This is a genomic window from Methylomonas sp. 2BW1-5-20, assembly GCF_052474515.1.
Genome location: NZ_CP184127.1, coordinates 4,230,473 through 4,253,695, shown reverse-complemented (window position 1 = coordinate 4,253,695; position 23,223 = coordinate 4,230,473). Strand labels below are relative to the sequence as shown.

Genomic DNA, 23,223 nt, shown 5'->3' with positions numbered 1-23,223 from the left:
ATGACTATAGAAGTGAATGGTGGCAGACGTGGCCTGACCGACCCGGAAATTGCCGCAGTAATCATGGCCGCCGTGCCCGACAAGCCATTGGAAACACAACGTAAGATGAACTATTTCATGAAGCCGCGCGGTAAGCGGATTAATGAATACGAAGTGTTGTGTTGCTATAGCCAGCCGACACCGGACTGGATTCCCGGCGGTTTGGATTGGGGCGATTGGACCCAAAAATTCCATGGCGGCCGCCCGTCCTGGAGTAACGAATCCACCGAAATGCGCAGCTCGGATTGGCTGGCGCACCGCGACCCGGCCTTCCGTTGGCATGCGCTGTATGTCAAGGACAAAGCCGAAGAGTGGCGCTATACCGACCGCTTCCTGAAAGCCTATTCCGCCGACGGCCATGTGCGTTCGATTGATCCGGTCTGGCGCGACGAAGTGTTGGGCGATTATCTGGGTGCATTCGGCTTTTACGAGTATGGCCTGTTCAATTCGCATTCCTCCGTGGTGCGGGATTGTCTGGGCGACACGCTGCGGATGAGCAGTGCGATGATTGGTCTGGACAAGGTCGACAACGCGCAAATGATTCAAGCGGAAAGAACCTTTTTGTCCAAATTGGTTCCGGGTTTCCCCGAGTCCACCGATATTCCTAAACAGGAATGGACTAAAGGCGCTATTTTCAAAGGCGCCAGAGAACTGGTCCAGGATATTTGGCAAGCCACTTACGACTGGAACGAAATTCTGTTTTCCGGCCATATGATTTGCGATCCGATCTTCGGGCAATTTGTGCGCAGAGAATTCTTCATGCGCTTGTCGTCTTATTACGGTGATAACTTGACCCCGTTCTTTATCAATCAAATGCAGCTGTATTTCTCGCAAACCAAGAGCATTACCACCGACATGTTCCATACCTGCCTGGGTGCCGATGTGGAATTCGGCGATTACAACAATCGTTTGATGCGGGCCTGGGCCAATAAATGGCTACCCAGAACCGTCAATGCCTTGAAAGACTTCATGGCGATTTACGCCACGATTCCGGAAATCAACGGTGTCAGCGACAAGGCTGCGATTGAAGCGGCACTGGTCAGGGTATTTGCCGATTGGAAACGCGATTTTGCCGATCCGATCAATTACAAAGTAGATACCGCCGCCCTCATTAAAACCGTGTTAAGCGGACTTAAATAAGGAAAACTCATGTCTAAAAGTTCAAATGCTTACAACGCAGGCATTATGCAAAAAACCGGCAAAGCCTTTGCCGACGAGTACTTTGCCGAAGATAACCAGGTCGTGCATGAAAGCCACGAAGTGGTGTTGGTGTTGAAGAAATCCGACGAACTCAACACCGTGGTCGAAGAAATTTTGCTCGGTTCGCACAAAGCGGACAACCCTACTCTGGTGGTGGAAGATCGCGCCGGCTTTTGGTGGCTGAAAGCGACCGGCAAAATCGAGATCGACTGCATCGAGGTCTCCGAATTGCTCGGCAAACATTACAGCGTTTACGATTTGCTGGTGGATGTTTCCTCCACTATCGGCCGCGCCTACACGCTGGGCGAAACCTTCACCATCACATCCGAATTGATGGGCCTTGACGTTAAACTGAAAGACTTGGCAGCGGCATAGGAGATAACCATGGCAAATATTCATGACAATCCGACCCGTAATGCCTGGATCGCAAAGATCGCCACATTGGATACCCTGGCAAAAGCGCACGCTTTCATTACCGATTTCCGTGCCAAGCACATGAGTCCGTTCAAAACCGACTGGTCGTTGGAATTGGATGGCCTTTGGATCGAGCTGAAAATTGAAGAGAAGCTGGCGCTATTGAAACACAAGGAATTCAATGACACTCAACTGCTCAACAATTGCACCTGCGGCGCCAATGCGCAGCAAGTTGCCAATGAAGTCATCGCCAAAATGGAGACCTGCGAAGACATGTACGAAGCGGAGCGTATTCATATCAACTTCAGACTGGCCTGCAAGCCACCCATCATGCCGGTCAACGTGTTTCTGGACACCGATCGGCAACTGGGTACCAAACTCATGGAGCTACGCAACACCGACTACTACGCCTTACCGTTAGAGGAACTGCGTAAAAAACGGGGCGTGAAAGTGGTTACCTTACAGTAATCGTCCGGCGGGATTGTCACCGCCCAACTCTGTTTTAGTATGCGGGAGAGACGGCGGTGACATGTTGCGAATTGCCATGCAGGACGCGTGGCGATTCCTTTACATCCTAATAAACCGATAGTTTGCGAAAACCGGAAGGCAGTTTCCGTCGCCGCATGGCGACATTACTTGCTCTGTTTGCAAACGTCGATAACAACGAATCACTTTATAGAAGTTAGCATCATGGATTTTTTCTCAAATTTTAAGTCGGCGGTTACGCCCGCTTTTCCGAGTGAAGCCGACAAGCTCACCAAGCTATACGACATCGAACCCTACGCTGCATTCTGCGAAGATCTTGAGTTTATGTGGCGTTGGACCATCTATCGCGACCAAAAACTGGTGCAGGAAGGGTGCTCGCTAACCCTAGACGCATCGAGGCGCGCGGTTGAGCATGTCCTGGCATTCTTCAGTGTGTCGGCCAAAAGCCAATGGCGGGGAGAATGAGATGAGCGCGCATCAGATTAAAATTATTACCCAAGAGGGTGAATCCGTAAGCTTCGAATGTTACGAAGACGAAGACGTCATCACTGCGGCGGTCCGGCAGGACATCTATTTGATGTCATCTTGCCGGGAAGGCGGTTGCGCGACCTGCAAAGGATTTTGCGCGGAAGGCGATTATGTTCTGGGCAAATGCAGTTCTCAGGCCTTGCCCTTTGAAGAGGAAGAAGCAGGCGAAGTGCTGTTATGCCGCTGCTATCCCACCAGCGACATAGAAATCGAAGTGCCTTATACCTACGACAGGATTTCATTTTCACCTGAAGGCCTGGAGTTTGAAGCCGAAGTGGTCGAGTTGTCGCAAATCTCCGTCAACGTGATGAAGTTTCTACTTAGGCGCACGGGCGACGATAAGACCATTAAATTCGACTCAGGGCAGTTTTTTGACCTGGAAATCCCCGGCACCACCATCACTCGATCCTACTCGCCGGCCAATACCGCCAATAAAACCGGTGATCTGGAGTTTTTGATTCGGATCGTGGATGGCGGCAAATTTTCAGAGTATCTGAAAAACCACGCCAAACCGGGTCAGCGCTTACATGTCAAAGGCCCATCGGGGATTTTCGGCTTGAAAGAGAACGGCTTTACGCCGCGTTATTTTGTAGCCGGCGGTACCGGGCTGGCACCGATCTTATCGATGGTGCGCCGAATGCACGAATGGGACGAACCGCAAAAGTGCGTCATTTATTTTGGCGTGAATACCGAAGCGGAAATTTTCCATCTGGACGAACTGAACCAGTTAGCCGCGCAAATGCCGACGCTGGAATTGAGGAATTGCGTGTGGAAATGTTCGGATGATTGGCATTGCGAAAAAGGCAGCGTGGTGGACATCCTGCGCCGCGACCTAAAGGACACCGGCGCCAAACCCGATTTATACCTCTGCGGGCCGCCGGGCATGGTCGACGCCACCTTTGCGGTGTGCGCCGAAATGGGTATCCCCAAGGAACGCATCTATCTGGAAAAATTCCTACCCAGCGGCTCGCCGTAATGCTACCGGCCAATAGCGTGTTGCGGTGTTTGGTCGTCGCGCGGCACGCCTGTTTGCCAATTTAAAACCGCTTTTTTCCGCGTCGAAAAGAGCGCAACGATGCAGAGGCTACCATGAAAGCCGATGACGTAGAGTTTCTTGCAGACATGGCTATTCAACTGGATGAAACGATCAGAAAGCTGACGCTGGAAGAACAGCAAATTCAGGAAAAACTGGGCCAGGCCAGGGTCCTGGAATTAAGAGAGTTCTGGAATCAGAAGTTCACTGCCGAAGAAGAAACGGACTTTAAACGCAGCATGGATTATTGGGACAAAGTTCTTATCCGGACCTGGGCCAATGCGAAACGCGCTCATCAAACCCGTGCCCAAGTCGGGCAAACCTTGATGAAATTAAATTCACATCTATAAGCGATTGGGACAACCCAGACATGAGTAAAAAAGTTATTTATAACCCGGAAGCTCGGCAGCGTCTGCTGCAGGGTATCAATGCGGTAGCGCGGGCGGCTGGCGTTACGCTGGGCAGCGCGGGGCCGGCGGTGATGATTCAACATCGGACCGACGGCATCATGCCCGTCTTTACCCGGGATGGCGTCACCGTGGCCAACGCCATAGTGATGGAAGACCGTATTGCCGATTTGGGCGCGCGCATGTTGCGGGATGTCGCCGGTTCGGTGTATCGAGAAGTCGGTGACGGCACTACCACGGCGATTGTTCTAGCGCAAAGTCTGGCGCTGGAAGCGCTGAAAAGCGTCTCGGCCGGCTTTCATCCCATGCAATTGCAAAAAGGCATGGAGTTGGCTTTGATTTTGGTGGAGCAGCATTTGCAAAAAAACGCCGTCACTGACAGCGCGGATGACTGGGTCGAAAAAATCGCTTTGGTCGCCAGCAAAGGCCAAGCCGGTGTCGGCAAATTATTGAAACAGGCCTTGGCCGAGCTTGGCGAAGCCGGCACTTTGACCTTTCAACTGGGCAATGGCCGCGAAGACCAGTTAGAGATCGTGGAAGGGATCCATTACGCGCAAGGCTATTTGTCGCCGTATTTCATCACCGATAAAACTCGCGCCGAAGCTATTTTGGAACGGCCCTACATTCTGTTGTATGACCGGGAAATCAGCGACTTTATGGATCTGGTACCCATTCTGGAAGAAGTGGCCGCTGAAGGCCGGCCGTTACTGGTGATCGCCGAGGCCTTAGCCGAGAAGGCTTTGACCGGCTTGTTGCTGAATCACGTGCGCGGCATTTTCAAAGTGGTGGCGGTCAAGCCGCCCGGCTTTGGTGACAAGCGCATCAATCGCCTGAGCGATTTGGCCTTGTTGACTGGCGGCACGGCTATTCTGGAGGCACATGCCAGTCGCCTAGAAGACGTCACGTTGGCGCAACTGGGTCAGGCACAGCGCGCGGTCATAGTGGAAGGCAGTACGACGATCATCGGCGCGGCTGGTTCGCGCGAACCGGTTAACACACGCATAGAGGCGCTCCGGCGCGAGTTGGCCCTGGTTCGTGCCCGCAAACCCGGCGAAGGTTCCGCCACCGGAAACTCCCACGAAGCCGAAGAACTGGAAGAGCGTATCGCTCTGTTGTCGGGCAAGACCGGCACATTCAGTGTCGGCGGCATCACCGATGTGGAAATCAAGGAACGTTTGGTACGGATCGAAAACGCATATTTGTCCGCCAAGGCAGCGCTGCAAGAAGGAGTTTTGCCTGGCGGCGGCGTGGGTTTGTGGCGTTGCATGGCGGTGTTGGACGAAGTGATTGCCGAAAACGCCGAGCAGCAACAAGGCATTGCCATTGTCAAGCAAGCGTTGAGCGCGCCGTTGCGGCAATTGCTGAGCAATTGCAGTCTAAACCGCGACGAAATCCTGATCCGCCTATCCAGCCAAGCCGATCCGACTTTTGCCATCGATATGCGGTATTTGCGTTTCGGACATTTTCTGGACATCGGTATTATCGACCCGGTGAAAGTAGTGCGCATGGCCCTGCGCAACGCAGTGAGCGTGGTAGGCACCTTAATCAGCAGCGAGACGGTGATCATGAACGTGCCCGACTTATCCATCATGACCGGCTATTCGCCGGAATGGGCTGCCGCCACCCGTGAAGACCCACGCATGTAATCGTTTCCCTTATTCAAGCTCCTCTCTAACCTCCGAATGTGAGCGTTTTTTCCTATATTCTGCAATAGAGTAAGGTAATGTGACGTTATGTCGCATTGCCTCTTTTTTTGATTTTGTTATTTTGGTCAACATCGCCGTAAAAAGCAGCTAAACCTCTGTTTTTTATATTTTTGTTTTGTGCCGATACTAATTTGGCGCACCAAAATACAAGAGGAAAAATGGATATTGCCTTGCATTTGCCCCACAACGTAAAAATCATCCGGGAAGCCTTTACCCTTAAAACTAGTTTGGAGTTTGAAATCGATCGCCCGGTGCAGGCCTGGCGTTGGATGGCGCAAACCCGCTGCGTCCCTGATCATGCCGATTGGGTGCGCCCCGAGGTTTCCGAATCCTGGCGCCGCTGTCTGGAAGAATATCAATTGCCGTTAGGCAATTATGTGCGATGGGATCATCTGAACATGACCGAAGAGCCACAGCCCACCGTCGGCGAAAAGGCGCAACGCATTTCGGATATGCTCGGCCGTTTAGGTCATCAATTCGACGTATTTCTCGAGGAAGCCGGGGTGATGTTGATACTGACCGACGCAGGCGGCCGCTTGTTACAAGTGTTGGGCGAAAATCCGTTTGCCAGCCCTTTCGTCTTCAGCTTGCATGAAAAACACAGTTGCTGGAGCGAAGCGGTATTGGGCAACAATGGTATCGGCACTGCTGCCCAGCTGAAAAAACCGATCGCCTTTCAAGGCATGGAACACTTTTTAAGTTTGTTACACCCGTTTACCACGGTCGGTTACCCCTTACTGGATCAGGACGATAACATACAGGCCGTGATCGGCTTGATCAGCGACAGACAGGAAAGCATGAATTCGCTGTTCGCGTTTCTACATTTGCTGTGTGTGCTGCTGAATACCAACCTGCCCCTAACCCAAAGCCCGGTAGCGCAGGCGCGGGTACTGGAAAAAATTCCGTTCAAGCTGGCAAAAAAACCACCCAGCCAACACGAATCCGCAATATCCGAACAATTAGCGGCCCTAGTGGACAAAGCCGTAAAGCTGCAACATCACAAAATTCCGATGTTGATTACCGGCGAATCCGGCGTGGGTAAGGATCACTTCGTCAATCTGTTGCAAAGCGCCGGGCCGCGGAAAAATCAGCCCTTGATCGCGATCAACTGCGCGTCGATTCCGCATGACTTGATTGAAAGCGAACTGTTCGGTTACGAAGCCGGCAGCTTTACCGGCGCCCGCAGTGCCGGCAAACCGGGGAAATTTCTGTTAGCCGACAAAGGCATCCTGTTCCTGGATGAAATCGGCGATATGAGCCTGGATTTGCAGTCCACGCTGTTACGAGTTTTGGAAACCTCGGAATTCACCCCGGTCGGCGGCAGCAAGCCAATCAAGGTGGACGTGCAAATCGTCGCCGCGACTAACGTCCCCTTGCTGGAAGCCGTCGAAGCCGGCCGTTTCCGCCGCGATTTGTATTACCGCTTAAACGGCGCGCAAATTCATCTGCCACCCTTGCGCGAACGCGACGACAAACTCGGCATCATTCATCACATTCTGCAACGCGAACTGGCCAATCTGCCCAATCCCCAGGCAATCCGCATTTGTCCCAGCGTCATTACGTTAATAGAGCAGCACCCCTGGCCCGGCAATATTCGGCAATTGATCAACGTGATCCGGGCGACGGTCTACACCGCCGGCGACACGCTGATTACCCGGCAGGATTTGCCGCTGGATTTTGTCGAGGAACTCGCCAAAGTCATGCCCGCCATCGACAATAAACCACCGTACAACATGCCGCCTTACGCAATGTCGGCGGTTCCCGGCCGGGCTATGACGCTGGAAGACTGGGAGTTGTACGGTATTAAAGCCAGCTTGCGGGAGTGCGCGGGCAATATTTCCCTGGCGGCAAAAAACTTAGGGATAACCCGTACCACGCTGTACCGGAAAATCGAACGCTTTGGTTTGGATAAAATCGACTGGCGCGAACAATCCCAAGCCGGTTAAGCATTGCGTTAATTCGGCGCGCATAGTTTTCAGCCGCGCGGGTCGCTGCTGGGCGCGTTGTGCGTTACAATCTTGGGTCGCACAACCGGTTGCCTCAAGAGAATAATAATGACACCCGCCGAATTTACCGCTTACGCCCAACAAGGCTACAACCGCATTCCGATCTGCCGCGAAGTGCTGGCCGACCTGGATACGCCGCTCAGCGCTTATTTAAAGCTGGCCGACGGCCCTTATTCCTATTTGTTCGAATCCGTACACGGCGGCGAGCAATGGGGACGGTATTCGATCATCGGCTTGCCCTGCAAAACCCGTATCAAAATCAGCGGCCACAGCATCACAATCGAAAATGACGGCGCGGACCCGCAAACTTTCGAACATACCCAGCCGCTGGAGTGGATAGAAGAATTTCGGCAAAACTACAATGTACCGGACGTGCCGGGTTTACCGCGTTTCAACGGTGGCCTGGTCGGTTATTTCGGTTACGAAACCATCGGCTACATCGAGCCGCGCCTGCAACCCAGCGGCAAGCCCGATCCCATCGGCGCGCCGGACATTTTGTTGATGGTGTCGCAAGATTTACTGATATTCGACAACCTGTCCGGCAAAATGCTGTTGCTGACCCATGCCGATCCGGCGCAGGACAATGCTTACCACAACGCGAAAGCCAAACTCGATCGTCTGGTGGAAAAATTGCGCAAACCGCATGCCCACCCGCAACCGAATGCAGCAACCAAGCATGTGCAGGAGACCGACTTTGTTTCCGGCTTTACCCAACAAGGCTTTGAAAATGCAGTACTGAAAGCCAAGCAATACATCACCGACGGCGATTGCATGCAGGTGGTATTGTCGCAACGCATGTCCATCCCATTCAGCGCCGCGCCGTTGGACTTATACCGGGCGCTACGCTGCCTGAATCCGTCGCCGTACATGTTTTTCATGAATTTGGACGATCTACATGTGGTGGGCTCGTCACCGGAAATTTTGGTGCGACTGGAAGACAACGAAGTCACGGTCAGGCCGATCGCCGGCACCCGGCGCCGCGGCGAGACACACGAACAGGATTTGGAGTTGGAAAAGGAACTGCTGGCCGATCCGAAGGAAATCGCCGAACACTTGATGCTGATCGACCTGGGCCGCAACGACACCGGCCGGGTCGCCAAAATCGGTAGCGTCAAACTCACCGACAAGATGATTGTGGAGCGCTATTCGCACGTGATGCACATCGTTTCCAACGTCACCGGCGAGTTGCAGGAAGGTAAAAACGCCTTCGACGTATTGGCGGCGACCTTCCCGGCCGGCACCGTCAGCGGTGCGCCCAAGATTCGGGCGATGGAAATCATCGACGAGTTGGAGCCGGTCAAACGCGGTATTTATTCCGGCGCGGTCGGTTACATTTCCTGGTCCGGTAATCTGGATACCGCCATCGCGATCCGTACGGCGGTGATTAAAGATCAAACCTTACACATTCAGGCGGGCGCCGGCATCGTTTACGATTCCGTGCCGCGCAACGAGTGGGATGAAACAATGAACAAAGGCCGCGCGGTGTTCCGTGCCGTCAGCATGGCCGAAGCCGGCCTCGGAGGCAAAGCATGAGCGGCGTCAGATTGGTGATGGTCGACAACTACGATTCGTTCACCTACAACCTGGTGCAATATTTCGGCGAACTGGGTGCCGAGGTGGTGGTGGTACGCAATGACGAAGTGACGGTGGAAGACATTGAGGCGTTGCGCCCCGACAAAATCGTGATCTCCCCCGGCCCCTGCACACCCAAGGAAGCCGGCATTTCCGTGGAAACCATCCACCGCTACGCCGGCAAATATCCGATTCTGGGCGTCTGTCTGGGACACCAAAGCATCGGTTACGCCTTTGGCGGCAACATCATCCACGCCAAGCAAATCATGCACGGCAAGACCTCGCCGGTTTATCACCAGGATGCCGGTGTATTCAAAGGCCTGAGCAATCCATTTACCGCGACCCGATACCACTCCCTGGTCATCGAACAAACCAGCTTACCGGATTGCCTGGAAGTGACTGCCTGGACTCAGGACGAGACCGGCAATATCGACGAAATCATGGGCGTAAGGCACAAAACTCTGGATATAGAAGGCGTGCAATTCCACCCCGAGTCGATTCTGACCGAGCATGGGCATGATATGTTGCGGAATTTTTTGCAGCGGTAAATTGCCGGTTAGTTTTGATTAAGGCGCAATACCGTGGTCTCGATGTTCAAATATTACATCAACACTAAATGCTTAGTTTTTAAGGGAGGGACATTGAATTGGTAACGAGACCAGAGTATGGAAGCAATAAATTTCAATGCCCTCACTGTATGGCTATCTCTCAGCAGCAATGGTTCGACGCTAATAATGCAAATGGCACTATTTTAAAATTAATTAATCATCTTTTTTATGATTATAGAACCAACATACAAAGCTATCAGCAAGAAGCAGTAGCTAGTTTCATTGACACCATAAACAAAACATTTGCACAAAACACAGCAAGTTACATACCGCCAAGATTTTCGCTTGCAACATGTATGTCATGTAAAGACATAACTTTGTGGGTTGATAGAGTGATTGTATATCCGCAAAAAACTTCAATACATCCTCCTAATGAGGATATGGATGATGGCATCAAATTACTTTATCTTGAAGCAGCAACCATTTTCAATAATTCGCCGCGAGGCTCAACAGCGCTGCTTCGTTTAGCTCTTCAAATGTTATTAAAGCAAGCCGGCAAAACAGGGAAGGACATAAATACTGATATTAAAGAACTAGTTGCTGAAGGACTTAGTCCAAAAGTCCAGCAGGCTCTAGATTTACTGCGAGTAGTCGGAAACCATGCTGTTCATCCAGGACAGATAAACCTTGAAGATAATAAAGACATAGCACTAAAGCTCTTTAGGCTTTTAAATTTTATTGCTGATGAATTGATTACCAAGCCTAGAGAATTGGAATCCCTTTATAGTGAAATAATCCCTGAAGGAACGCAGGAATATATAAAACAAAGAGATGGTAAATAATTTAACTAGCACACTGAGACAGCTTTGCTGTAGAGCACTAAAGCTTAGTTATTGAAGCCAAGGATGCCGACTGTTGCTTGATCAAGGCAATAATCCGTCTAAATCAGGCGTATTCCCATGAATTCAGAAACCCACTCGGCAATTATCATCGGCGCCGGCCCTGCAGGCCTGATGGCCTCCGAAGTATTGAGCCAGGCCGGCTTGAGCGTTACCGTTTACGACTCAATGCCGTCGGCCGGGCGCAAGTTTTTGATGGCTGGCAAGGGTGGTATGAATATCACGCACTCAGAGTCTTTCGCGCAGTTTTTAGCCCACTACGGTGCGCGGCGCGGCGAACTGGAACCCATACTGAACGATTTTTCGCCAGACGCGTTGCGGGCCTGGGCAAAAGGTTTGGGTATCGAAACCTTTGCCGGCACTTCAGGCCGCGTATTCCCGACCGAAATGAAAGCCGCGCCGCTACTGCGCGCCTGGCTGCATCGCCTGCGTTCCAGCGGTGTGCAGTTTCGGATGCGCCACCGCTGGCTGGGATGGGCGGAAAATGGCTTACGATTCGATACGCCGGACGGCGAGCGAATCGTCCAGGCCGATGCGGTGATTTTGGCTTTGGGCGGCGGCAGTTGGCCGCAATTGGGTTCGACGGGTGTTTGGCAATCAATATTGTCGCAGCGCGGCATCGCTGTCGAACCGCTCAAGCCGGCCAACTGCGGTTTCGAAACGATCTGGAGCGACTATTTTCGCGAGCGTTTCGCCGGCCAGCCGCTCAAGCCGGTCAGCATCCTATTCAGCAACCAGCGTGGTGAGTCGTTCAACCAACAAGGTGAATTGACGATAGCCGAGTATGGTTTGGAAGGCGGCTTGATCTATGCGCTGTCCGCACCGCTGCGCGATGAAATAGCCGCCAGCGGTTCAGCGGCGATACAGTTGGATTTGCTGCCGGATCGCAGCTTGGCAAATATCATCGACCGCTTGGCCGCGCCGCGCGGCAAGGACAGTTTGAGCAATCATCTGCGCAAACGTTTAGGTATTAGCGGCGCCAAAGCCGCTTTGCTACGCGAAGCCTTGTCTGCCGCCGAAATGGACGATCCGGCCAAACTTGCCATAACCTTGAAAGCGCTGCCCATTGCGGTAACGGCCACCCGGCCTATTGCAGAAGCGATCAGCAGTGCCGGCGGCGTCAGTTTCACCGAGTTGGACCAACACCTGATGCTGCAAAAATTTCCCGGCTTGTTCGTGGCGGGAGAAATGCTCGATTGGGAAGCGCCGACGGGCGGTTATTTACTCACTGCCTGCCTGGCCACCGGCCGCGCGGCGGGCTTAGGGGCATTGGCCTGGCTGCAACAGCAATGAGATACGCGAGTTTTGCTGGCGGTTTGTTATCATGTCCGCCTGTAATTTTTTTGCCCTGCTGGGTTTCGCTTTGCTCTACCCAGCCTACGTCTGCCGACCATTAGAACTGATCCATGCAAATCCAAGCCACGCTGCAAAAACTTCTGGATAAACAAGACCTCAGCACCGAGGAGATGTGCGCCGTGATGCGGACCATGATGCAAGGCGAACTCACCGATGCGCAAATCGCCGGCTTTTTGATCGCCTTGCGCTGCAAGGGCGAAACCATAGAAGAAATTGCCTCAGCGGTCAGCGTATTACGCGAGTTGGTAAGACAAGTGCCGGTGCACGGGGAACACGTGATCGACACCTGCGGCACCGGCGGCGACGGCGCCAACACCTTCAATATTTCCACCACCGCCGCCTTCGTGGTCGCGGCGGCAGGCGGCAAAGTCGCCAAACACGGCAACCGTTCGGTGTCCAGCAGTTGTGGCAGTGCCGATGTATTGGAGGCTGCCGGCATCAATCTGGATATGCCCGCCGAGCAAGTGGCGCAATGCGTGGACGAGATTGGCGTCGGCTTTTTGTTTGCCGCCAAGCATCATAGCGCGGTACGACACACGGTCGGCCCGCGCAAGGAAATGGGTGTGCGTACCCTGTTCAATCTGATCGGCCCGCTCTCCAACCCGGCCAATGCGCCGCACCAATTGATCGGCGTATTCGATAAACAATGGCTGGTGCCGGTCGCGGAAGTCCTAAAAAAACTGGGCAGCAAACATGTTTTGGTTGTGCATGCGCGGGATGGCCTGGATGAAATCAGCATCGCCGCGCCGACCGACGTTGCCGAATTAATCGACGGTATTGTCCATTGCTACACCATCACGCCGGAAGGTTTCGGCTTGTCACGCGCCAGCCTGGAAACCTTGTCGATTACCTGTGCTGCCGATAGTCTGACCATCATCCGGGCGGTATTGAATAACCAACCCGGCCCGGCCCGCGACATTGTCGCCTTAAACGCGGGCGCGGCAATTTATGCCGCCGATTTGACTGATTCGCTGGATGCCGGGATTCGGCGGGCACATCAGGTGTTGGCGGATGGAAGTGCGTTGGGTAAGTTTGAGGCGTTGATAGGGTATTCCAAAGCCGGTTAAAGTATTGACGCGATGTAATCGTTCGATTACAGTTTCTGTATGTACACAATCAAACAACTCCCCGCATTCAGCGAATGGCTGTTTGGCTTGAAAGATGGGTTGACCCGTCGCCGTTTGGCGCGCCGACTGGAAAAAGCCCAACAAGGCAAACTCGGTGACGTGAAAACCGTAGGCGAGGGGGTTTTTGAAATGCGTGAACATTTCGGTCCGGGCTGGCGGATGTACTAAGTGCAGCGGGGCGATGTGTTGATTGTGATGCTGGGGTGGCGGTGATAAATCCAGTCAGACCGCCGATATTGCCAAAGCTCAACGCCTAGCCGCGTTGTTGGAGGACTGAATCATGAATGAAAAAATCAAAATCGCCGACTTACCCGTGTTTGACATTACCGAACATCTGGATAGCGATCAAGCCATTGCCGAATACCTGACCGTGGTTCTGGAAGAAGATGACCCCGCAGCCTTGGCCCATGCGCTCGGCAGCATTGCCAGAGCGCGAGGCATGACGGAAATTGCCAATGCCGCCGGCATCAGCCGCGAAGCCTTGTATAAAGCCTTACGTGCCGACGCCCAGCCGCGCTTCGAGACCATTGCCAAAGTTTGCAAGGCGCTTGGGGTTAAGTTGACGGCGCAGACGAGAGCGGCTTGAGATTATGTGTGTCGCTATCGCGACGGTTATTTTAACGTCGGGTCTCGGCCCGACAGCCGAGATACTTTTCTTTGCTTGTCCAAAGAAAAATATCCAAAAGAAAAGACACCCCGATGCCGCTTTGATCCTGCGCTCCGAAGGGTTTGAACGGGGTTTTCGGAAGGGCTATCCATAGCCCTCTGAATACGAGCGGCATCCCTGCCGCTCCCCTGCGGGCTGATCCGCTCAAACCCTCCGGTGCTCGGCGCGACATAGGGTAGAATGAAGGATCTCCGGTATGGATAGCATGCAAAGAATTTTGTAGGTTAGGGAGTTTACTTTTCAAATAAGGAATATGAATAAGATGCTTGAATGGGAAGGGGATGTCTTACAAAGAAAAAAATACTCTTTGTTTTTGACAAAATATCTTGAAAACAAACAGCATCCTACGGTCATTAATATTAATGCGCCTTGGGGAGCAGGAAAAACCTTTTTTATCGAAAAATGGCATAGTGATTTAAAGCATGTTCATCCCGCCATTTACTTTAATGCTTGGAAGAATGATCACAATAGCAATCCATTAGTATCTCTTATTTCTTGCATTAACTCTCAATTGGGAGCTTTTTCAAAAATCAAACTTTCCGAGAAATCGAAACAGAATTTCTTTGTTAAATCTGGAAAAATTCTAAAAAAACTTGCACCAACAGTAATAAAAGGAATTGTCAAAAAAAACTTAGGCGAGGATGGATACCAAGACCTTGCTCTGATTGGCCAAGAAACGGAAGAAACATTATCCGATTTGTCCAGTGAACTTACAGAAGCCCTTCTAAAATCCCATGAAGAAACTGAAGCAGTAATCGAAGAATTTAAAAATGCAATTTCTTCATTGCTTGATGAATCAACCCAAGAAGAATTAGAAAAACCACTATTCATATTTATTGATGAGTTAGATAGATGTAGACCACTTTTTGCAATTGAATTGTTAGAAAGGGTTAAGCATATTTTTAATATCCCAGATGTGATTTTTGTAGTCTCAACCGACACAGAGCAACTAAGCCATTCTATACAAGCCGTCTATGGGCAAGGGTTTAACGGAGAAATCTATCTAAGAAGATTCTTTGATCAAATATACACGTTACCAGAACCAGATTATATCAGCTTCGTTTCAATGCTATTCAAAGACTACAAAGAAACCGCTAAATTTTTTAATTACAGCATTAACTCAGTAGGCGGCCGAAATAGAAACGAAAACACTCTAAAATGCTCATCACGCGAAAACACAGAAAAAATCCTTATATTTTCGTTGTTTTCTAGGTATTTTCGGCTTGATCTTAGAAGTAAAAAACAATGTTTTCAAAGATTTATAGCAATCGAAAGTTCAATTCAAAACAGTCACGAGATTCATTTCGCTTATTTGATTTTTCTAATAATGTTAGATGCGAAATATCCGTCCAAATTTCAAAAATATTTTTTAGATCAATCGGCAAAGGATATTTTAAATGATTTAGGGCAATCTAAAGAAAATGTGCATTTATATAAAGATATTTATACAGCCAAAGACTTAATTGAAATTTACTTAAATAATTTATTAGGATCAAAAGCTGATTTAATAACGAGCCTTCAAAAGCAAGACCATGCTGCTGCTGAATTTCTTGCGTATGATTTAACGTGGAGCTTGCATAATAATTACGATCAAATTATACATTATAAAACCCTTGTTGAGATGGCGAATGCTCTCGGATGATATCAATGTATATGACCGACACAACTTATTAATTCGCCAAATCGGTTTGTTACGGAAGACCTTGCAGTTGGAAGAATATGACTCTCATGAGTCCGAGTAATCTTCGCTAATTGTACAAACTGATCCTTTTATAAGTTTGAATTCTGCAACGGTTTTCTCCCCTATGCCGCGCCGAGCACCGAAGGGTTTGAGCGGATTAGCCCGCGGGGGAGCGGCAGGGAAGCCGCTCGTTTTCGGAGGGCTAGGGATAGCCCTTCCGAAAACCCCGTTCAAACCCTTCGGCGCGCAGGATCAAAGCGGCATCGGGGTGTCTTTTCTTTTGGATACTTTTCTTTGGACAAACAAAGAAAAGTATCTCGGCTGTCGGGCCGAGACCCGACTTCAAATATAATTAGTCGCGATAGCGACACCACTAATAAAACCAAACAATGACGAACAGCACTCCTGATATTTTAAAAACCATCCTAACCAAAAAAGCCGAAGAAGTAGCCCGCCGCAAAAGCAATACGCCGTTGTCGATGCTGCAAGAACTCGCCGGCACCGTGCAAGGTCCGCGCGGCTTTTATTCGGCATTGCGCAGCAAGGCCGATCAGAAAAAGCCGGCGATCATTGCCGAAATCAAGAAAGCCTCGCCCAGCCAGGGCGTGATTCGCGAGAACTTCAAGCCGGTGGAAATTGCCGTTGATTATGCTTTTAGCGGTGCGACTTGCTTGTCGGTGCTGACCGACAAGGAGTTTTTCCAGGGGTCGGAAGCCAATCTGCAAATGGTTCGGCAAAACTGCCCGCTGCCGGCGATTCGTAAGGATTTCATGATCGATCCGTATCAAATCCATGAATCTCGGGCTTTGGGTGCAGATTGCATCCTGCTGATCGTTGCCGCACTGGATGATGCGATGCTGAAAGAACTGGCCGACACCGCCACCGACTTGGGCATGGACGTATTGACCGAAGTACACGACGCCGATGAACTGGAGCGGGCATTGCGATTGGACACCAATATGATCGGCATCAACAACCGCAACCTGCGCACCTTCGATGTGTCGCTACAAACTACGCTGGATTTGAAAAACACCATTCCTGCCGACAAATTGATCGTTACCGAAAGCGGCATCCACACCCCGGCGGACGTGAAATTGATGCAGGACAATGGTATTTATACCTTCCTGGTCGGCGAAGCTTTCATGCGCGCCGAATCGCCGGGGCAAAAAATGCGCGAGTTGTTTTTTTAAGACGGTTGCGTTCCCAAGCCGGAGCTTGGGAACAAAGCAATCTCGAAAAGGAGAGACCTTTAATTTTAATGTCCCTGCTATCGTCAAGCAGAATGCATGACAACACATATGCCTAATTTGACGAGCGGCAGCGCCGCTGAAAACCGTCCATGTTGCCCGCGTGAAAAAGACAACAGGCCAGCGAGATCAATTACCGGGGCGGACTTTTTTAAAGCATGTTGATAAACATCAGCCTGCAAATAGTGTGGTTTTGACGAGACCGCAATTATTTTTAGCTCTAACCTATTGATTTTTGGGGCATCGACTCTGCGGAGCCCGCATTGTCTATTGCGCCGGGGAATTCTTTATTATAATGCTGGGTAATTAGATTTGGGCTGTCAGTCCATATCTAATAACTGCTGCTATTCAATCAATCTGGAGAATAAAGATGGCTTTTGAATTACCTGCATTACCGTACGCAAAAGACGCATTGGCACCGCATATTTCCGCGGAGACCATCGAATTCCATTACGGCAAACATCACCAAACTTATGTCACCAACCTGAACAATCTGGTTCCCGGTACCGAGTTTGAAGGCTTGTCTCTGGAAGAGATCGTGAAAAAATCCTCCGGCGGCATTTTCAATAACGCAGCGCAAGTCTGGAATCATACTTTCTATTGGAACAGCTTGTCACCGAACGGTGGCGGCGAGCCTACCGGCGGTTTGGCGAACGCCATCGACAGAACCTTCGGTTCTTTCGAGAAATTCAAGGAAGAGTTCACCAAAACCGCTGTCACTACTTTCGGCTCAGGCTGGGCGTGGTTGGTGAAAAATCAAAACGGAGGTCTGGAATTGGTCAGCACCAGCAATGCCGCGACGCCATTAACCGCCGGTCAAACCCCTATTTTGACTTGCGATGTTTGGGAACACGCTTATTACATCGATTTCCGTAATCTGCGCCCTAAATATCTGGAAGCTTTCTGGGCGTTGGTTAACTGGGAATTCGCCAGCGCCAATTACGAAGCTTAAGCCTTGATAAGGCGCGGGCCGGCGTCCTCACAGGCCCGTCCGCGCCGCTCTTATTTTCGCCGCGATTTAGCCGGCACAATTTTCTTTTCCGCTATAACGCCCGTTCACCCAATCTTGCCCGGATCATTTCTTCACCAAAACCTGTTGTAAGTTCGTATGTAAAAAATCGTCAGGACGCAATACTTTTTTGCTGAAAAACAGGATGCTCTGCTCCACCAGCTTGATGTCCACAAACGGACAAACGCAACGATAAATAAAGTAGATAAATTCCGTGCAGCTAAAACTTTTATGGGTTTCAAAATCAAAACCAAAATCGTAGGCATAACCCAGATGGGCCAACGCCAGCCGTTTGGCCTGCTCTATCGCATCCGCGCCGGCAACCGTATCGCCGTTTTTTAAGGCTTGATATATCCGTTCCTCCTCAACACTAAAATCCGGCACCTCCGCACTGCCGACCTGTACTTTCTGTTCGGTTTGTTTGCCGATTCGCTGAGGTAAACGCAGGATGGCGATCTTGTCGCAACGGGTAAAGGTCAAGATGTCCTCCATAAATACCCCTTCCGCCATGGAATGCACCACCATTTGCTTGCCGGGCGTGAACCAGTCATTGCCGTTTTCCTGTTGGCCGACTCGAGCCAACGGCCTATCGAACTCATCCGTGGCTTCGCCGTAATAAAAGCCGGCATGGCTAAATGTACCGCCGATAAATTTGCCGTCCAGATAATTATCGTAGCCGCGCAGCAAAATATCGCCTGCCTGTAACGTGTCTAAAATCTCGCGTAGATCCGGGCCTTTAATACGGTAGGAGCCGGGGTCGTAAATGATGAACATGGGATGCGGATAAATCTTGATATCGCCGAAAAACGTTAAAAACTTTTCCCAGGGATTTTGTTGGCGGGTTTTCTGAGTTGCACTCATGCTCGGTCTCCTTATTGTTGGTTTTAGTCGCGCATGACCTTATCTTCCTCCCGCGCGCTTGCCGATGCAAGATTGGCGCGGGAAGCGAATATTGAAATACTTGAACAGCTTGGGCTGGCCCGCCGGCTCAGCGCAAAACAAGAAGTAAAAGCGCTTTAAACCAAGTCGTGCTTGGTCGGATTGGCCTTACTTTTTCCGAAAAAACGCCGCCAGGGCTTTTGTCCGGTCGACACCAACAATTTGCGCGTGCGGCCGGCTTTCGATCAGTTGTATATAGGCTTCGATACCCGGAATATGGGTATTCACCAAATTCTCGCCGTATATTTTTTGCGTGGCAAAACCGACCAGTTGCAAATGCGGCCAAGCCACAATGTCCGCCGCGCTAAAGCTGTCTCCCAACGCATAGGGCGCCAATTTCAGCAATTTGGCCAATCCCATTAGACCTCTGTCGAGTTTTGCTCTGACTTCGTCCTTGGTTTCCGGCGACACAGTGTCGCCGAATAGAGCTTCCGCGTATAAGCGACGTGCTATCAGCTCGACATTGAGCTCGATATGCTGAATAAATTCCCGGCATTTACCGCGCTCGTATGCATCGGCCGGATACAAGGGATTTTCCGGAAACGCATCTTCCAGATACTCCAGGATCGCTTGCGATTCCGACAAATAGCCTTCGCTGGTTTTAATGAACGGGATTTTTCCCAGCGGCGAACGCTGCAGCAGTTCTTCACTCTGGCCGGGCGGAGTAAATTCTTCGATGAACGCTATATCCTTTTCCATCAAGGCGAATTTGATTTTGTTGTAATAGTTGCTAATTGCCACGCCGTACAAAGTAATCATCGAATTATCTCCAATAGTTGAATTAAGAGCTGCACTAGAACAGACCGGTCAGTCTGTTGAAATAATACATACCGGTCTGTATAGTTGCAAATTATTTTCTCGGCGTTTAATTATGGCTCGCAATCTCCAAGACCACATTTTGCAGACTGCGTCTGAGCTGTTTTACAGCCAAGGCATCAAGGCCACCGGCGTCGATGCCATAGTAAAAGCCGCCGGCACCACCAAGATGAGTCTTTATAAATACTTTCCATCAAAAGACGACTTGGTATTGGCGCATCTGCGCAGAAGCCGCGAAGCCATGCTGAAACGGATACTTGCCGGTATCGAGGCGCGCGCTAGCGAACCGCGGGCTAAATTGCTGGCGGTGTTTGCGGTATTCGACGAGTTACTGTCCAGCCCTGAGTTTCGCGGCTGTCCGTTTATCAATGCCTCGGCCGAATTTGCCGAAGCCGCCAATCCGATCCAACGTGCCGCCGTGGAATTTTCCGATGCCTTCCGGCAAATATTGGCCGATCTGGCGCGGACAGCCGGTGCGCGCAACCCGGACGTACTGTCCCAACAATTGGCGATGCTGATTTCCGGCGCCATCGTCAGTGAGCAGATGCGGCGGCAGTCCGGCGCGATGCGCACCGTCTCGGCTGCTGCGGAAATCTTGATCGCAAAAAGTTTAGCCGACGCGGCCTGAACGGCGCTCCTCCAAATTCCAGCCCGCGCAAATGCTCGGCAAGCCGGTAGCTGGCTTACAATATCGGCTCTAAGATCTCGCCGAGAAACCTCATCATTTTCTGGAAGAACCGCTCTTGAGCTCACTACGCCAACTCGTTTCCCAAACTGCCATCTACGGTCTCAGCAGTATCGTCGGCCGTTTTTTGAATTACTTGCTGGTGCCGCTCTACACCTACACCTTCAGCGCCGGCGAATACGGCGTGGTTTCCGAGTTTTACGCCTATGCCGGATTTTTTGCGGTACTGTTGGTGTTGGGCCTGGAGACCGGTTATTTCCGGTTTCGGCAGCGCCCGGAGTTTAGCGGCGACGAGGTTTACCGCAATGCCCTAGGCTTTCTGTTAGTTACCAGTCTCGGGTTCATCACTGCAATCTACTATTGGCAACAGGCGCTGGCCGACTGGCTACAATATCCGCAACACCCGGAGTATTTGCTGTGGTTCGGCTGGATTCTGGCGCTGGATGCGCTATCGGCGTTGCCGTTTGCCCGGCTGCGCGCCGAGAACCGGGCCTGGCGTTTTGCCGGCATCAAGATGACCGAAATTTTCATCGCCATCGCCTTGAATCTGCTGTTTTTACTGGCTTGGCCGAAGCTGCAAAGCCTCTGGCCGGATAGCGAGTTGGCCGCCTATTACGAACCGACAATGGGCGTCGGTTATATCTTCCTGGCCAATCTCGCGGCCAGCGTCTGCAAGCTGCTGCTGTTACTGCCGCAATTTCGCGCGGTACGTTTTCAGCTCGACCCGCGTGTGCTCGGGCCGATGCTGCGCTACTCCCTGCCCATGGTGATTATCGGCTTTGCCGGCATGGTTAACGAAATGCTGGACAGGGCTATTCTGAAAGTCTTGCTGCCTTACGATTTGTCCACCAATCTCAAAATGTTGGGCATCTACGGCGCCTGCTACAAGCTGTCGATTTTGATGAGTTTATTCGTGCAGGCATTTCGCTACGCCGGCGAACCGTTTTTCTTTTCCTATGCCGGGCGCGCCGATGCCAAGCGGGCTTATGCGTTGGTGATGCAGTATTTCGTGATTGCCGGGGTGTTTATATTTTTAGTGGTGATGCTGTTCATCGACCTGTTCAAGTACTTTATCGGCGCCGAATTTCGCGCCGGCCTGGAGGTGGTGCCGATTTTACTGATGGCCAATCTGCTGCTGGGGATTTATGTCAATCTGTCGGTTTGGTACAAACTCAGCGATCGTACCGGCCTGGGCGCCTGGGTTTCGCTGGCCGGAGCCGGTCTGACTATTGTGTTGAATATCTGTTGGATACCGGTATGGGGCTATGTCGGTTCCGCATGGGCGACTCTGGCCTGTTACCTGTTTATGGTGGTTTTGTCGTGGGCTTTGGGCCGGCGCTATTATCCGGTGAGCTATCCGCTTGGCAAAATAGCCGGCTATTTTGCGTTGGGCTTGGCGCTATATGTTGCCGACCGCTACGTGCTGGAGATGCATCGGCTTAACGTCTGGCTGGCCGGTAGCGCGGGTTTGACGGTTTATCTCGGCATTGCCGCTTGGCTGGATATCAGGCCGATATTGCAAAGGCGGCGCGTTGCCGACACTTAAGCTTCCGGCAACTGTTCGACATAAATAGAACCCAACCGGCGCAACTGGAGGATGCCGGCGCGGCGCTCGGCGACACGTTGCAAAACCAGTTCGCGCGTCGGCTTGTCGGCTGCGGACCACAAGCGAATCTCGTCCAGGGAACGGAAGCACCCCAGGCAAATATCGTCGTCGTTCAGGCAACAGTTCCTGACGCAAGGCGACTCCGGGAGGTTTTCGGCATTAATCATTTCATATCCGATGTTTGATTAAAAAACTGCAGGGCTTGTTCGACATCCCGGCTGATTTGGAGTTTCAATTCGACCAGCGAGGCAAAACGGATTTCGTCGCGCAGCTTCTTTTTAAAATGCACTTCGACATAATGCCCGTAAATATCTTGGTTGAAGTCGAACAAATGCGTTTCCAGCACCACCTTGGCCCCGCCGTCGAACGTGGGCCGAGTACCAACATTGGCGACGCCCCGATATTCCTTACCGTCCTGCCCCGTCATCGTTACCGCGAACACGCCGATAACCGGCGTATTTTTCCGAAACATCCGCACATTGGCCGTCGGAAAACCCAGTTCGCGGCCGCGCTTGTCGCCGTGCGCCACCCGGCCGCATACCGAATAATCCCGGCCCAGCATCAGTTGCGCTTGCTCCAGTTGGCCTTCGCCCAGCGCATCGCGAATCAGGGTGCTGCTGACTCTTAGCCCGGCCAATTCGAAAGAATGACTATCTTCCACCGCAAAACCGTATTCCCGACCGCGATGCTGCAGCAGCGCAAAATTGCCGCGCCGGGCCTTGCCGAAGTGAAAATCGTCGCCAACCACCAAATGTTTGACCTGCAAGCGATTTACTAAAATATCGCGGATGAAATGCTCGGCATCGCAATCGGCCAGACTGCGGTTGAACGGCAACACCAGCAACTCGTCGATCGGCAATTTGGCAAACTGGATCGCTTTCTCGCGCAAACGGGTCAGCCTGGAAGGCGCGTGGTCGACGAGAAAATACTCCAAAGGCTGGGGTTCGAACACCATCGCCACGCTCGGCAAACCCAGACGCCGACCGTGTTCGGCCAGCTTTTCGATCACTAGCTTATGCCCAAGATGCAAGCCGTCGAAATTGCCTATGGTCAGCACACAGCCGTGGCGTAACGGCTCAAGATGATTCAAACCCCGGATTAAGCGCATGATGGCTGTTTGGCTAAAAAGACTAATTCTATCAGCAACACCGGCTGAGCCACCATGCCGGCAATTGCCAACGCATTTACCGGCACCCGGCTTAACGAAAATTCGCCTTGCCGCGGCACTGCTTTCATCCGAATATAAACGACC

Annotated in this window: 26 protein-coding genes; 21 read left to right on the top strand and 5 right to left on the bottom strand. The window is 51.5% G+C overall.

The annotated features are described in order from the left end of the window. The 18 genes from mmoY to sodB all read left to right on the top strand — a co-directional run bounded on the left by mmoY (nt 1) and on the right by sodB (nt 17,868). The gene (mmoY, locus tag ACH50O_RS19680) at nt 1–1,179 is read left to right on the top strand and encodes an aromatic/alkene monooxygenase hydroxylase subunit beta (RefSeq protein ID WP_446809448.1); all 1,179 of its coding nucleotides are present in this window, start codon (nt 1–3) and stop codon (nt 1,177–1,179) included. A gap of 9 nt (nt 1,180–1,188) precedes the next feature. Further along, nucleotides 1,189–1,614 carry a methane monooxygenase regulator MmoB gene (gene mmoB / locus ACH50O_RS19675; RefSeq protein WP_446809447.1) on the top strand — a complete coding sequence of 142 codons (426 nt, stop codon included), beginning with the start codon at nt 1,189–1,191 and terminating at the stop codon, nt 1,612–1,614. Between the two features lie 9 nt (nt 1,615–1,623). Continuing rightward, nucleotides 1,624–2,121 (top strand): aromatic/alkene monooxygenase hydroxylase subunit gamma, encoded by a 498-nt coding sequence (gene mmoZ / locus ACH50O_RS19670; protein ID WP_446809446.1) that lies wholly within the window; start codon nt 1,624–1,626, stop codon nt 2,119–2,121. 222 nt (nt 2,122–2,343) lie between these two features. After that, a complete protein-coding gene (gene mmoD, locus ACH50O_RS19665) occupies nt 2,344–2,604 on the top strand; it encodes a soluble methane monooxygenase-binding protein MmoD (protein ID WP_446809445.1) in 261 nt (86 codons plus the stop codon). A 1-nt stretch (nt 2,605) separates the two neighbouring features. Beyond that, nucleotides 2,606–3,643 (top strand): aromatic/alkene monooxygenase hydroxylase FAD-binding subunit MmoC, encoded by a 1,038-nt coding sequence (gene mmoC, locus ACH50O_RS19660; protein ID WP_446809444.1) that lies wholly within the window; start codon nt 2,606–2,608, stop codon nt 3,641–3,643. A gap of 113 nt (nt 3,644–3,756) precedes the next feature. Further along, entirely contained in the window at nt 3,757–4,050 is a 294-nt protein-coding gene (locus ACH50O_RS19655) for a hypothetical protein (protein ID WP_446809443.1), read from the top strand. A 20-nt stretch (nt 4,051–4,070) separates the two neighbouring features. Then, nucleotides 4,071–5,753 carry a chaperonin GroEL gene (gene groEL / locus ACH50O_RS19650; protein WP_446809442.1) on the top strand — a complete coding sequence of 561 codons (1,683 nt, stop codon included), beginning with the start codon at nt 4,071–4,073 and terminating at the stop codon, nt 5,751–5,753. A gap of 218 nt (nt 5,754–5,971) precedes the next feature. Continuing rightward, a complete protein-coding gene (locus ACH50O_RS19645) occupies nt 5,972–7,759 on the top strand; it encodes a sigma-54-dependent Fis family transcriptional regulator (RefSeq protein WP_446809441.1) in 1,788 nt (595 codons plus the stop codon). A gap of 108 nt (nt 7,760–7,867) precedes the next feature. Beyond that, nucleotides 7,868–9,352, top strand: a complete 1,485-nt coding sequence (gene trpE, locus ACH50O_RS19640) for an anthranilate synthase component I (RefSeq protein ID WP_446809440.1) — start codon at nt 7,868–7,870, stop codon at nt 9,350–9,352. Further along, nucleotides 9,349–9,939 (top strand): anthranilate synthase component II, encoded by a 591-nt coding sequence (locus ACH50O_RS19635; protein WP_446809439.1) that lies wholly within the window; start codon nt 9,349–9,351, stop codon nt 9,937–9,939. Before trpE ends, ACH50O_RS19635 begins: the two co-directional genes overlap by 4 nt. 149 nt (nt 9,940–10,088) lie before the next feature. Then, nucleotides 10,089–10,781, top strand: coding sequence for a DUF4145 domain-containing protein (locus tag ACH50O_RS19630; protein WP_446809438.1), 693 nt, complete (start codon nt 10,089–10,091; stop codon nt 10,779–10,781). A 117-nt stretch (nt 10,782–10,898) separates the two neighbouring features. Beyond that, on the top strand, nt 10,899–12,131 hold the full coding sequence (locus ACH50O_RS19625; protein ID WP_446809437.1) for a TIGR03862 family flavoprotein: 1,233 nt from the start codon (nt 10,899–10,901) through the stop codon (nt 12,129–12,131). Between the two features lie 113 nt (nt 12,132–12,244). Continuing rightward, nucleotides 12,245–13,261, top strand: a complete 1,017-nt coding sequence (gene trpD, locus ACH50O_RS19620; RefSeq protein WP_446809436.1) for an anthranilate phosphoribosyltransferase — start codon at nt 12,245–12,247, stop codon at nt 13,259–13,261. A 39-nt stretch (nt 13,262–13,300) separates the two neighbouring features. Beyond that, nucleotides 13,301–13,489: a type II toxin-antitoxin system RelE/ParE family toxin gene (locus tag ACH50O_RS19615; RefSeq protein ID WP_446809435.1), complete on the top strand. Its 189-nt coding sequence runs from the start codon at nt 13,301–13,303 to the stop codon at nt 13,487–13,489. Between the two features lie 112 nt (nt 13,490–13,601). Continuing rightward, entirely contained in the window at nt 13,602–13,907 is a 306-nt protein-coding gene (locus ACH50O_RS19610) for an addiction module antidote protein (protein ID WP_446809434.1), read from the top strand. Nucleotides 13,908–14,241: 334 nt separating this feature from the next. Continuing rightward, the gene (locus tag ACH50O_RS19605) at nt 14,242–15,630 is read left to right on the top strand and encodes a KAP family P-loop NTPase fold protein (RefSeq protein WP_446809433.1); all 1,389 of its coding nucleotides are present in this window, start codon (nt 14,242–14,244) and stop codon (nt 15,628–15,630) included. 428 nt (nt 15,631–16,058) lie between these two features. Beyond that, nucleotides 16,059–16,859: an indole-3-glycerol phosphate synthase TrpC gene (trpC, locus tag ACH50O_RS19600; RefSeq protein ID WP_446809432.1), complete on the top strand. Its 801-nt coding sequence runs from the start codon at nt 16,059–16,061 to the stop codon at nt 16,857–16,859. A 427-nt stretch (nt 16,860–17,286) separates the two neighbouring features. Continuing rightward, on the top strand, nt 17,287–17,868 hold the full coding sequence (gene sodB, locus ACH50O_RS19595) for a superoxide dismutase [Fe] (RefSeq protein WP_446809431.1): 582 nt from the start codon (nt 17,287–17,289) through the stop codon (nt 17,866–17,868). Between the two features lie 123 nt (nt 17,869–17,991). Here sodB and ACH50O_RS19590 read toward each other — a convergent pair whose 3' ends face one another. Beyond that, nucleotides 17,992–18,786: a hypothetical protein gene (locus tag ACH50O_RS19590; protein ID WP_446809430.1), complete on the bottom strand. Its 795-nt coding sequence runs from the start codon at nt 18,784–18,786 to the stop codon at nt 17,992–17,994. A gap of 33 nt (nt 18,787–18,819) precedes the next feature. On the opposite strand from ACH50O_RS19590, the gene ACH50O_RS19585 reads away from it, so the two are divergent. Continuing rightward, the gene (locus ACH50O_RS19585; RefSeq protein ID WP_446809429.1) at nt 18,820–18,945 is read left to right on the top strand and encodes a hypothetical protein; all 126 of its coding nucleotides are present in this window, start codon (nt 18,820–18,822) and stop codon (nt 18,943–18,945) included. Between the two features lie 27 nt (nt 18,946–18,972). On the opposite strand, the gene ACH50O_RS19580 is transcribed toward ACH50O_RS19585, so the two are convergent. Then, the gene (locus ACH50O_RS19580) at nt 18,973–19,623 is read right to left on the bottom strand and encodes a glutathione S-transferase family protein (protein ID WP_446809428.1); all 651 of its coding nucleotides are present in this window, start codon (nt 19,621–19,623) and stop codon (nt 18,973–18,975) included. Nucleotides 19,624–19,735: 112 nt separating this feature from the next. Between ACH50O_RS19580 and ACH50O_RS19575 the strand changes: the two genes are divergently transcribed. Next, nucleotides 19,736–20,308: a TetR/AcrR family transcriptional regulator gene (locus ACH50O_RS19575; protein WP_446809427.1), complete on the top strand. Its 573-nt coding sequence runs from the start codon at nt 19,736–19,738 to the stop codon at nt 20,306–20,308. A gap of 115 nt (nt 20,309–20,423) precedes the next feature. Then, nucleotides 20,424–21,911 carry a polysaccharide biosynthesis protein gene (locus ACH50O_RS19570; RefSeq protein WP_446809426.1) on the top strand — a complete coding sequence of 496 codons (1,488 nt, stop codon included), beginning with the start codon at nt 20,424–20,426 and terminating at the stop codon, nt 21,909–21,911. Here ACH50O_RS19570 and ACH50O_RS19565 read toward each other — a convergent pair. From ACH50O_RS19565 to ACH50O_RS19555, 3 genes are read right to left on the bottom strand one after another with little or no spacing between them, the layout of a single operon-like run. Further along, a complete protein-coding gene (locus tag ACH50O_RS19565) occupies nt 21,908–22,138 on the bottom strand; it encodes a DUF1289 domain-containing protein (RefSeq protein WP_446809425.1) in 231 nt (76 codons plus the stop codon). The genes ACH50O_RS19570 and ACH50O_RS19565 overlap by 4 nt on opposite strands. Further along, on the bottom strand, nt 22,135–23,079 hold the full coding sequence (gene ribF / locus ACH50O_RS19560) for a bifunctional riboflavin kinase/FAD synthetase (RefSeq protein ID WP_446809424.1): 945 nt from the start codon (nt 23,077–23,079) through the stop codon (nt 22,135–22,137). The genes ACH50O_RS19565 and ribF overlap by 4 nt, the downstream gene beginning before the upstream one ends. Then, complete coding sequence (locus ACH50O_RS19555) at nt 23,070–23,207, bottom strand: hypothetical protein (RefSeq protein ID WP_446809423.1); 138 nt, start codon at nt 23,205–23,207, stop codon at nt 23,070–23,072. Before ACH50O_RS19555 ends, ribF begins: the two co-directional genes overlap by 10 nt. Nucleotides 23,208–23,223: the final 16 nt, after the last annotated feature.